The sequence below is a fragment of the Bacillus sp. N447-1 genome, assembly GCF_022701035.1.
Taxonomy (GTDB): domain Bacteria; phylum Bacillota; class Bacilli; order Bacillales; family Bacillaceae_G; genus Bacillus_A; species Bacillus_A cereus.
This window is the reverse complement of the sequence record NZ_CP065509.1, coordinates 2,206,451-2,217,981: the sequence shown is the minus strand read 5'-3', so window position 1 is coordinate 2,217,981 and position 11,531 is coordinate 2,206,451. Positions and strand designations below refer to the sequence as shown.

The window sequence follows — 11,531 nt, the reverse complement described above, 5'->3', positions numbered from 1 at the left end:
GAATGATAAATATGTTAAGCTTCAATTACGCTAAGCATTCTGTTTATAAATGCAGCTGCGTGAGCACGTTGTGATGGTCCTTTTGGTACGAATTGATTAAATTCATTACCTTTTACAATTCCATATCCATACACTCTTTGTACTTCTTCTTTAGCGTAAATTAAGTTTTGGTCTACGAATGGTAGTTCAACTTGTTTTGCAAAAATACCAGCGTGTTTTAGAGAACGATCGATCATAATAACAGCTTCTTCGCGTGTAATTGTAGTATTTGGATCAAATGTATTATCACCACGTCCGCGGATTATGCCTGCGCTTGCTGCACGATTAATACCGTCTCTTAAAGATGGGTGTACTTGTTCTAAGTCTGTGAAATTAGCATTTCCACTTGGTAATTGTAAAGCACGAGTAATTAATGTAGCAAATTCAGCGCGCGTTACAAGACGTTCTGGGAAGTACTTGCCGTTCCCTTCTCCTTGCATAATGCCTCTAGCTGCTAATTGACGAATGTCTTGTTCATACCATCCACCTGTAATGTCATCAGTTACGGGATTTTTTTGGTTTTCCTTATAGTATGTTTCAGTTCCTTTTAAGAAAGCATCCCATTGTCCGCGTTGAATCATAAACGCAGGGCAGTTTTTTCCTGACCAAAATTGGTGTTTTTGGACCTTATCTAGAGAAATATTTAAGTCGTTCATTAAATAAGCTGCCAATTTACGCGCATTTTCTACCGCTTTTTCATAGTTTCCATCTTGATTAACGGCAATTTCAATTCCGATAGATTCATAGTTTCCAGTTTTATTTCCAGCATGCCATCCAACTTCATTTACTGGAAGATGTTGATAAATTTCTTTATCATCTACTGTGAAATGCCAAGATGCAGCGCGATCAGCTGTTCCGCGTGCTTGATTATCTAAGAATTTTGCATGATTCAGAGCATTAGCACCTTTCGCTGTATTAGCCGTTTCGTGAATCGTAATATATTTAGGTACCATCGGGTAACCAGGGCGAATATCGTCATTTCCTTTTGGGACAATCATTTCTTTAAATGTAACGCCATAAATAGTGTTTGTTTGTAGAGCTTCTGGCGATCTCAATAAACTATTTTTAGCAGTACGACTGTTTTTTAATAATGAAGCTTTTGTACCTTCAAATGTAGCAGAAGGTGCATAAATCCATTTTGCTGTTTCGTTTATTTGGACTTTAAACCAATTTCCAGCTTGTTCAGTAGGAGTAATGACTTGTGGCTCTAGTTTCCCTTCTTCTTTAAACGATTGGAACGGAAGTGCATGTATGGAAGCTTCTTCTTTTACAATTAATTTTTGGTTAGATAGTTTATGAATCTCTTGAACTTCTAAGCTATTATCATTGTTATCTATCCATCCAGCGCCAGTTGGCGTCGTTATGTAGTAAGCATTTCCTTTTTTCTTTGTCGCCGTTACGACTTGTTCTGTAATCTCGATATTCGATTTGTTTTTTAAATCATTCGCGGTATATAATGAATGTTTTTTTGAAGTGTATAGTAGGAATTGGCCAGTAACCTCGATATCTTCTTCATGAGTACTATGCTCATTAACATGCTCTTTAATACTTTTAAAAACTTGATCCTCCGTATATACTTCGGCGGATTTTTCAGCACTCTCTGCAAATGAATAAGTAGGTGCAAGAACAGTTTGTAATGCAAGAGAGAGAGTTAAAACACTATAAAATTTCTTTTTCATATTTGTTTTTAACACATTAGATTGTGGAATCTAGTGTTAACAGTCCTCCTTTTTATATTGTATTTTCACTATGTATCGATTTTAACACTAATAAATTTTAACAAGAGAAAATCATGATGTCTATATACATGAGCAATATTCATAAAAAGAATTATTTGAAAAAATGTAAGAGAAACAGGTAAAACCTTCTGTATTGACCTGCAAACGCCCTTCAAGTAAACTAAAGAGAGTTTGCAAATGAAAAGGTGATAATGTTGTTAATTTCAATTAAAACGTTACAAGATGATCGTTTTTTACGTCCGCTACAAAATATTGGCGGCTTATTTTTTGAAGAGAGTACGATTGGATTTGAACAAGAGGAAGCAAATCTTATCGTTGATATACACATTGAAGAGAATGTGAAAGCATCTGCTCGTTTAACAGATGTTGCGACTGGAAATGTGTATGAAGAAACATTCGCAAAAGATTTATCTGCTTTTACAGATGAAAAAGAGCGTATGAAGCAAGTGAAACACGTTGTTTCTTATGTATATCTTTCTGTTCTTCAGCAGTTAACTGGTATTGAACAAAGCTGGGGGATTTTAACGGGAGTACGTCCGACGAAACTTCTTCACAAAATGCTTCAAAATGGTATGTCAAAAGAAGAAGCGCATCAAGAACTTCGTGAAAGTTATTTAATTCATGAAGAGAAAATTGAACTTCTTCAGCGCATTGTTGATTGCCAATTAGCAGTTGTTCCGGATTTATACCGTTTGAAAGAAGAAGTAAGTATTTATATCGGTATTCCGTTCTGCCCAACGAAATGTGCATATTGTACATTCCCGGCTTATGCAATTAATGGACGCCAAGGATCTGTTGATTCGTTCTTAGGTGGTTTACATTATGAAGTTCGTGAAATTGGTAAGTTTTTAAAAGAAAAAGGTGTAAAAGTTACGACGATTTATTATGGCGGCGGTACACCTACAAGTATTACAGCAGAAGAGATGGATATGCTGTATGAAGAAATGTATGAAGCGTTCCCAGATGTGAAAAATGTGCGTGAAGTAACAGTTGAGGCAGGTCGCCCAGATACAATTACGCCAGCAAAGCTAGAAGTGTTAAATAAATGGAATATTGACCGTATTAGTATTAATCCGCAGTCATACCATCAAGAGACACTAAAAGCAATTGGACGTCATCATACTGTAGAAGAAACAATTGAGAAATACCATTTAGCTCGTGAAATGGGAATGAACAATATTAATATGGACTTAATTATTGGTCTTCCTGGTGAAGGGTTAGATATCTTCAAGCATACGTTAGATGAAACAGAAAAGTTAATGCCAGAATCATTAACAGTTCATACGTTATCATTTAAACGTGCTTCTGAAATGACGCAAAACAAACGTAAATATAAAGTAGCAGGTCGCGAAGAAATTACAGCGATGATGCATGAAGCAGAAGAGTGGACGCAAAAGCATAATTACGTACCATATTACCTATATCGTCAAAAGAATATTTTAGGTAACTTAGAGAACGTTGGTTATGCAATGCCGACGCAAGAAAGTATTTACAACATTGTCATTATGGAAGAAGTACAATCAATTATCGGACTTGGTTGTGGTGCATCAAGTAAATTTGTTCACCCGAAGACGGGAGCAATTACGCACTTTGCGAATCCGAAAGATCCAAAATCATATAATGATGGCTTTGTGAAATATACAGAAGATAAACTGAAAATTTTAGAAGAGCTATTTGCATAAGAAGAAAGAGGTTGTTCCGAGTCGGAACAACCTCTTTTTTATCCTGCAGGCGGTCCGATTATATCTTATCAGTTTTTGTCGGTAAGTCGATATATTCGAAAAATCGCTGATATAAATTGAGTTGTGGTTGATATATTTCAAGTTACGGTCGATATATCTGGAAAATCTCCGATATAATTTCATTTACTGTCTAGCGGTATCGTATGTAAAACTATGTCGATAATAATCAGAAAAATTAGTCAAATCATTAGAGGACAATGTCTACTTATGGACGAAATGATAGATTTATGAAAGAGAAAAGGGGGAAATTGTTGGCATGTATATGACGATAGGGAGAATTTTTGATTTATCAGTTGGTAAGTATCCAAATAAAGAGGCGTTAGTGGAACCTGAAAAAAATATTCGCTGGACGTATAAACAGTGGGATGAACAAATAAATAAAACAGCGCACGCTCTATTAGAAGAAGGGGTAAGAAAGGGAGATACGGTATCTGTTTACTTATATAATTGCCATGAATTTGTAAACGTTTACTTAGCCTGTGCGAAAATTGGAGCGATCTTTAACCCGATTAATTTCCGCTTAAAAGCAAAAGAAGTATCTTATATTCTTCAGGACGCATCCTCGAAAGTCGTTGTCTTTGAAAAAGCAGTTGAGTCAACTGTTGCTATAATTGAAAGAGATTTTCCAAATACATCTTTTTGGTCTATAGAAAACGATAAACCTTCCTATGCAAGTTCCTACCATGAAAAAGTGAATGAAGCATCTTCTGAGAAAGTAAATATCGAAATTGATGAAATGGATTATTGTTCTATGCTGTATACGAGCGGTACGACAGGTCATCCGAAAGGCGTGTTACATCGCCATCGTGAAATGGCTGAGCATAGTATGATTTGTACGTATTTCCTAAAATATAATAGAGATAGCGTTGGGCTTGTTGTTGCACCTTTATATCACTGTGGTGAATTAAATGCCGGAATCATACCACGCATTCAAGTTGGCGGAAAGAATGTTATTTTGCATCATTTTGATACAGAAACAGTATTACATACGATTCAAGAAGAAAAGATTACGACGTTCTTTGCAGCGCCGACGATGTGGAATATGTTGTTGCAAAAAGATTTAGCTCAGTATGATTTAACGTCAATGAAAATCGGTATATATGGCGGAGCAGCAATGGCACCGGCGTTAGTGAAGGAATGTAAAGAACGTCTTTATATTGATCTTGTTCAAATATACGGAATGACAGAAATGGGGCCAGTTGTTGCATTTCTGGTAGAGGAGGATCAAATTACGAAAGCTGGTTCAGCAGGTACGCCATGCTTTAGCCATGAAGTTCGTATTGTGAAACCGAACGAGGATGCACCTGCAGAACCAGATGATGTATTACCTCCTTATGAAGTGGGAGAAATTATTTTGCGCGGTCCAACTATGATGGCTGGCTATCATAATCGTGAAGAAGCAAATAAAAAATCGATGTATAAAGGATGGTATCATTCTGGTGATCTAGGCTATTTTGATAAAGACGGTTATTTATTCGTTGCTGATCGCGTTGATGATATGGTAATTAGCGGTGGCGTAAATATTTATCCTCGTGAAATTGAAGATTTCCTTCATAGTCATCCAGGTATATTAGATGTGGCGGTACTTGGTGAGCCAGATGAATTATGGGGAGAGCGTGTTGTGGCAGTTATCGTGAAGAAAGATGAAACAATAACAGAAGCTGATTTAGAAACGTATTGCAAAGAAAGTGATGAACTAGCAGATTATAAACGTCCGCGTCATTATTTATTTGTAGATGAACTCCCTCGTAATGCGAGCGGGAAGTTGCAGAAGTTTGTACTGAGGGAGTCGTTGAAAGGTGCGAAAAAATAGAAAATGAAGGATGCCCCATATCTATGGGGTATCCTTCATTTTTCTGTATTAAACAGAATTAACAATATCTTTGTTAATTCTCATTTTTTCTTGGTGAAGGTTAATTAGCGAATTTGAAATAAGGTGGAAACACAAAGTGGATGTAATACAAAAAGAAAAGACACCCTAAGGTGCCTTTCTCCGACTTGAACCATTTCATTTCATACGAATCGGAATCTATCCGTATTACCATTACCCCTTTGTTATGAGTGTAAACACACACTATAAAGCAGAATCGTCTATATACACTAGATTGTTAGTTCACAAAAGACAAGAGATTTGAGATCAATATCGAAGTGACGCCACATCCCCTATAATAATTGATATGTTACGCCTTTTAAAAGAATCTGCTTTATAGAACGTGCCCACAAGTTATATTTTACTACATGTAATATTCATTCAGTGTATTTTTTGATGAATATGTATAATTACATAAACTGTATGAAAAAAGAGAGTATACTCTGATGTTGTGTAATAAAGATAAAGCCCGCCTATGGAATAGGGGGCTTTTCTTACTTTTATAAATATTTATTCCAATTATATTATCAGATGAGTCTAAACGAATATAAACGTCAGCTGATAAAAGGTGTGCATTATATATTCGTTGTTTATATGTTGATATCTCGAAGCGTTTTCCATTTAATTCACATTCTAGAATAATCATATCGCCATGTTCTTTCCAATTTATTAATTTAGCAGTTGTATTCATATAAACCTCCTCTGAATCATTTTATGAAAATTAATAGAGATAGTGTGAGAAAGGAGTTTATATAACAAAAAAAGACACCTTAAGTGTCTTCTTTGATTACTATAAAAGTCGTTGAATGAAATAGGTTTCTATTTTTATTTGCGTGAAAAGCCTTCTTCATCAAGGTATTCCGCAGCTTCTGGATAAGAGTTGAATGTACCGTCTAAGTTTACACCAGCGTACACGTTCCACATGTCATCCTCTGAAATAAGAGTAAGAATATGACCATCTTCGTTCTGCCATTCTTCTTCTTTCGCAGGTTCTACAGGTGCTACTACTTCTTCTTGTGATAGAAGGTCAATTGATTTCTCAATTACTGAACGTAACTCCTCTGCTGAAAACTCACGGATGTTAACCATGCCTTTATCATCTGTTTTATAACCTTTAATACCGCTTGCATATACAAATCCATTTCCATTTGGGTGTAAATGAAATACAACGTTCTTTTTATCTAAACGACTTTCTTCAAAGTGGAAGTTTACACGTTTTAATGATACGTTCTTTCTTTCTAGTTCTGGGAAAGATTCAATAATCGATAATTTTTCTTCAAAAGTTAGCATAGTGCCTCCAAGTATATAGTAAAAGATTTAATTTGTTCATTATAGCATAGTTGCAATTGTTTCCAAAGATAAGGGGGAAACTTTTCATTGAATACGTTTACGTCACGAGAATGTAAAAAGTGAGCTAACGAATGTATCTTTTTAGGTGTACAATGGAACATGGACTTTATACAAAGGTGGTTTTTTTTATGTTTCAAAAAATAGCAAAGGAATGTTTAGCAGGATTTACTGTTGCGATTGTTGCGTTACCACTTGCGATTGCATTTGGTATTGCCGCGACAGGAACGTCTGAGGGAGCGCTTGTTGGATTGTATGGTGCGATTTTTGCAGGTTTATTCGCAGCGTTATTTGGCGGGACACCTGGGCAAGTAACAGGGCCAACTGGACCAATTACCGTTATTGCAACAGGAGTTATTGCGACGCACGGGTTAGAGGCAAGTTTTATTGCCTTTATGATGGCAGGGTTATTTCAAATTTTATTCGGTGTATGTAAGCTTGGTTCTTACGTTCGATATATTCCGTATCCTGTCGTTTCGGGATTTATGAATGGTATTGCATTAATCATTATTTTAGGCGAAATAAAGCACGTACAAAATAGTTTTTTACTTGTTGTGTTAACGATTATTGTAATGATTGTTTCTGGTAAATGGATTAAGGCGATTCCGTCTAGTTTAGTAGCACTAGTCGGTGTGACAGCTTTGCTTCCTTTATTTTCTTCCTTACTCGAAGGACTTACAGTAAAGTTACCGATTATCGGAAATCTTTCACTAAATAAAGTAATTGAAAAGATTGGAACCATTCCAGAAGCGATGCCTACGCTTCATATTCCATCTTTAAGTGGAACAGGAATAGCAGCACTTATTTTGCCAGCGCTTAGTATTGCTTTATTAGGATCGATTGACTCGTTGTTAACATCGGTCGTAATGGATAATGTGACAGGTACACGTCATAAAAGTAATAAAGAACTGGTCGGACAAGGTATCGGTAATATGATGAGCGGATTGTTTGGCGGATTAGCAGGTGCAGGTGCGACTGTAAGGTCTATCGTGAATATAAGAAGTGGCGGTAAAACGGCACTTTCGGCATGTATGCATAGTGTTATCTTATTTATTTTTATTATGGGTCTTGGTTCGGTCGTACAATATATTCCACTTGCTGTATTATCAGGTATTTTAATTTTAACTGGTATTGGAATGTTCGATTGGGGAAGCATGAAAAAGATGCATGTCGCTCCTAAAGGTGATGTCGTTGTTATGCTCGTAACGATGATTGTAACGGTGAAGTTCGATTTAATGATTGCTGTTGCATTCGGTATTATTCTTTCGTTCATCATATATATGGTGAAATGTAAAGAACGTAAAACTTCTATCGTAAAAGAAAAAGAAGAAACGTACACAATTCAAGGACCGCTCTCTTTCCTATCAGTAGATCGTATTTTCTCTACTTTACAAGATGTGAAGTCACCGGTTATTTTACGTATGAAAGATGTGCGTTATATGGATGTATCAGGAGCTATGGCCTTATTAAATTTTGTTGAGCAATCAAATAAAGTAGGAGCAAGTGTAAAGCTTGAGCAAGTACATCCGAGTATTGAAAAAACAATCGCAGTAATGGCAAGCGATGAACAGAAAGAGCAATTGAAAATCTTAAGTGTTTAGATGGTAATTAGAATATCTCACAATCTTACATAAATTATAATGTAGAGTTGTGGGATATTTTTATAATGTTTTTAGTAATATGTATCGCAGTGATAGGGAGGAAGGGCTCTTTTTGCGTAACAGAAACGGTTATAGTGTGTACATACATAATGGAAGGAATTAGAAAAAATATTGTGAAGAGACAGGCTTAAATGGGTTCTCTTTTCTATTTTGAAAAAAAAACCAAGTATTCAACCTATAATAAATTTGTTATGATAACCAATGGGATAAAGTGAATTCCTATCGTTTAAAACAATATGTTTGAGAGTATATGTATAAAAGAAAAGAGAAAAAATATGAATAAAACATTTGTAAAAGGAGCAGCAATTTTAACCATTACAACTTTTTTGTCGAAATTGCTGGGTAGTTTTTTTCAAATTCCATTACAAAATATTGCAGGAGATGAAGTGCTCGGTATTTTCCGCCTTGTTTTTCCTGTATATATGATTGCTCTTACATTATCGGTAGCCGGAGTTCCACTTGCAATTTCGAAACTAATTGCAGAGTTGAACGAAAAAAATAAGCAAAAGGAAATTGCGAAATTATTTAAATCAGCGTCAATTATTGGGATAGCATTTGGCGTTTTCGGCTGTTTAGTCATTGTATTATTTTCTATTGAAATTGCAAATATGCTTGGTGGACAAGAAACTAGAATGCCGTTGCTTATTACTTCATTAGCATTACTCATTGCGCCATACATGGCGGTGTATAGAGGGTATTTTCAAGGTTTCGGTGATATGAAACCAACAGGGGTATCACAGGTCATTGAGCAATTTGTACGTGTGTTTTTTATGTTAATAATTGCTTACATACTAGTATCATGGGATAAGAGTAATACTGTTATTACTAGTGGTGCGATGGTTGGCTCTTTTCTTGGAGTCATTAGTTCGCTTATATATTTGCGTATAAAATATAATAGAAGTCCATACTACAATAAAAGCAATTCCTATTCGCTCCGAGATTTAAGAGAAAACGGCAAAAAGATATTGCGGGTATCGATCCCAATCGCTATTGGAGCTTTATCAATGCCACTTTTAAATTTAGTAGACTCGCTTACAATACCGCATGTATTACAAGGATCATCAACAGAAATTCAAGAACAATTTGGAATATACAGTCGCGGTTTTGCATTCACGCAAATAATTGTTATTTTTGCAAGCGCAATTGTATTTCCGTTAATACCACTCTTAACTTCCGCATTGGCCAAAAGAGATATAAATTTGGCGAAAATAACAATTCAAAATACAAATCGACTAGCGCATGTTTTGACAGCACCGTTAACAATATGGTTGATGGCATTAACAGTACCGTTAAATGTCGGATTGTTCACAGATGTAAAAGGCAGTAGTATGTTAACAGTTATGATTGGCAGTTCGTATTTTACTGCGGTTATGGTATTATCAATAGGTGTTTTACAGGGCATTAACCGTTCTGCACAAGCTGCATGGATTGTTATTGGTGCGAGTTGTGTGAAAGTCGTGTTAAACATAATGTTCGTGCAGAAGTTTGGCATAGATGGAGCGGCGTATAGTACATTCATTACTTACGTATTGATTTGTATTGTAAATCATTTGTATATTCGAAGCTATATTGCCTATTCTATTCATTTAAAAAGCTTTTTTGGTGTGCTAGCAATAGCATGTATTTTGGGACTAGGATTGTATGAATTATGTAATGTGATAAATATTACATCTTCAAGAATTATGACGTTATTATTCAGTGGTATAGTATTAAGTATTACAACCATTTTGTATGGTGTATGTGCTTTGAAATTAAAATGGATATCAATAAACAAAATACCATTTTTAAAAAGATAAATATAGAAATTTAATTTTTTATTATAATTCATATGAACTGATAAAGAGGAAACTATGTAGGGTATCAAGTGTTTAGGTAAGGAATGGGTACTAGTTTATGTTAGATGAAATAAACGGTTACCTAGTTTTGGAGGAGATTTAGGGTGCGTTTAGTCTTATCAGGATATTATGGTTTTTATAATGTTGGAGACGAGGCGATTCTACAATCAATTATTGAATCGTTAAGTAAAGAGAACCCGGATATAGAACTAGTAGTACTATCAAATGATTCTAAATATACAAAGGAAATGTATGGTGTAGAATCGGTAGATCGCTGGGATATAAAAGCTGTTTATCATGCGATAAAAAACAGTGATGGAGTTATTAGCGGTGGCGGGAGCCTTCTTCAAGATCAGACAAGTACGAAGAGTATTCTATATTATACGGGTATTATGGGACTCGCTCGATTATTAAAAAAGCCGTATTATATTTATTCACAAGGAATAGGTCCAATTACAAAAGGATATAATCGTCTATTAGTAAAATGGAACTTGTCAAAAGCTTCCTATGTATCAGTTCGAGATGAGGATTCGTTTTTATATTTAAAAGAACTTGGCATAAAAAACGATATTGAAATTGTTCCAGACCCTGTTTTAACATGGAAACGGACAAAACAATCGGATTGGTTGCAAAAGCATTCGATACATGGAAAAGTAATTGCGGTTAGTGTGCGTTATTGGAATGCAAAAGAAGATTATATAAAAAAATTAGCTGCGGCATTAAAAAAATTAAAGCAAGAAGGATACCAAATTCTATTTGTTCCAATGCATGAGCCATTTGATCAAAAAGCTTCGCGTGAAGTAGTAGACTTAATGGGAGAAGAGACGTATATGCTTCCATATAAAATGGATATCGACGAGAAAATATTCATTTTATCACAATGTTCATTACTAATTGGTATGCGTCTTCATGCACTAGTTTTTTCTGCTGTAGCCAAAACTCCAATGGTCGGGATTTCATACGATCCAAAAATTGATTCGTTTTTAAGTCAAGTGAATCAGCCAGTTATAGGAAGTGTGGATGGCGAATGGAGTGCTGAATATTTATATGAAATTGCGAAAAAGCAATTAATGCAACAAGGAACTGTGCAGCAAGAGTTACAATTGACAATAGATGAGCTTCGGTTGCAAGGCAAACAGGCAACAAAGAAACTCATTGATCATATGGAAAAAGGCACTTTATTAAAAAAGTAAAGTGTCTTTTATTTTGTTTTGAATGTAATGAAAATTCAAATTAAAAAACGTTTTATTTTAATTCCTATTTATTATGCTAAAATGATTGTGATTATTATATAATCA

At 35.2% G+C, this 11,531-nt stretch carries 7 protein-coding genes and 1 pseudogene; 5 read left to right on the top strand and 3 right to left on the bottom strand.

Annotated features, from left to right (window positions below; translation table 11 throughout):
• Nucleotides 1–14 precede the first annotated feature (14 nt).
• Complete coding sequence (locus IQ781_RS11165) at nucleotides 15–1,718, bottom strand: S-layer homology domain-containing protein (protein ID WP_002204840.1); 1,704 nt, start codon at nucleotides 1,716–1,718, stop codon at nucleotides 15–17.
• Between the two features lie 251 nt (nucleotides 1,719–1,969).
• On the opposite strand from IQ781_RS11165, the gene IQ781_RS11160 reads away from it, so the two are divergent.
• Together IQ781_RS11160 and IQ781_RS11155 are read left to right on the top strand one after the other, a co-directional pair.
• Entirely contained in the window at nucleotides 1,970–3,460 is a 1,491-nt protein-coding gene (locus IQ781_RS11160) for a coproporphyrinogen III oxidase (RefSeq protein ID WP_002025370.1), read from the top strand.
• Nucleotides 3,461–3,776: 316 nt separating this feature from the next.
• Nucleotides 3,777–5,333, top strand: a complete 1,557-nt coding sequence (locus tag IQ781_RS11155) for a fatty acid--CoA ligase (RefSeq protein ID WP_000281991.1) — start codon at nucleotides 3,777–3,779, stop codon at nucleotides 5,331–5,333.
• A gap of 556 nt (nucleotides 5,334–5,889) precedes the next feature.
• Here the strand turns inward: IQ781_RS11155 and IQ781_RS11150 are convergent.
• Both IQ781_RS11150 and IQ781_RS11145 read right to left on the bottom strand, forming a co-directional pair.
• Nucleotides 5,890–6,081, bottom strand: a pseudogene (locus tag IQ781_RS11150) (hypothetical protein); the annotation flags it as partial.
• Nucleotides 6,082–6,215: 134 nt separating this feature from the next.
• Nucleotides 6,216–6,680 (bottom strand): hypothetical protein, encoded by a 465-nt coding sequence (locus tag IQ781_RS11145; RefSeq protein ID WP_000954998.1) that lies wholly within the window; start codon nucleotides 6,678–6,680, stop codon nucleotides 6,216–6,218.
• A 188-nt stretch (nucleotides 6,681–6,868) separates the two neighbouring features.
• Here IQ781_RS11145 and IQ781_RS11140 point away from each other — a divergent pair, with 188 nt between their 5' ends.
• The 3 genes from IQ781_RS11140 to csaB all read left to right on the top strand — a co-directional run bounded on the left by IQ781_RS11140 (nucleotide 6,869) and on the right by csaB (nucleotide 11,426).
• Nucleotides 6,869–8,338, top strand: a complete 1,470-nt coding sequence (locus IQ781_RS11140; protein WP_000486653.1) for a SulP family inorganic anion transporter — start codon at nucleotides 6,869–6,871, stop codon at nucleotides 8,336–8,338.
• Between the two features lie 335 nt (nucleotides 8,339–8,673).
• Entirely contained in the window at nucleotides 8,674–10,194 is a 1,521-nt protein-coding gene (locus IQ781_RS11135) for a putative polysaccharide biosynthesis protein (RefSeq protein ID WP_139846932.1), read from the top strand.
• Between the two features lie 143 nt (nucleotides 10,195–10,337).
• Nucleotides 10,338–11,426 (top strand): polysaccharide pyruvyl transferase CsaB, encoded by a 1,089-nt coding sequence (csaB, locus tag IQ781_RS11130; protein ID WP_001241591.1) that lies wholly within the window; start codon nucleotides 10,338–10,340, stop codon nucleotides 11,424–11,426.
• The last annotated feature ends 105 nt before the right edge of the window (nucleotides 11,427–11,531 follow it).

Bases quoted from the DNA above. Each gene is read 5' to 3' on its own strand.
- IQ781_RS11155 (WP_000281991.1), top strand. From the start codon at position 3,777: ATGTATATGACGATAGGGAGAATTTTTGATTTATCAGTTGGTAAGTAT.
- IQ781_RS11140 (WP_000486653.1), top strand. From the start codon at position 6,869: ATGTTTCAAAAAATAGCAAAGGAATGTTTAGCAGGATTTACTGTTGCG.
- IQ781_RS11135 (WP_139846932.1), top strand. From the start codon at position 8,674: ATGAATAAAACATTTGTAAAAGGAGCAGCAATTTTAACCATTACAACT.
- IQ781_RS11165 (WP_002204840.1), bottom strand. From the start codon at position 1,718: ATGAAAAAGAAATTTTATAGTGTTTTAACTCTCTCTCTTGCATTACAA.
- IQ781_RS11145 (WP_000954998.1), bottom strand. From the start codon at position 6,680: ATGCTAACTTTTGAAGAAAAATTATCGATTATTGAATCTTTCCCAGAA.
- IQ781_RS11160 (WP_002025370.1), top strand. From the start codon at position 1,970: ATGTTGTTAATTTCAATTAAAACGTTACAAGATGATCGTTTTTTACGT.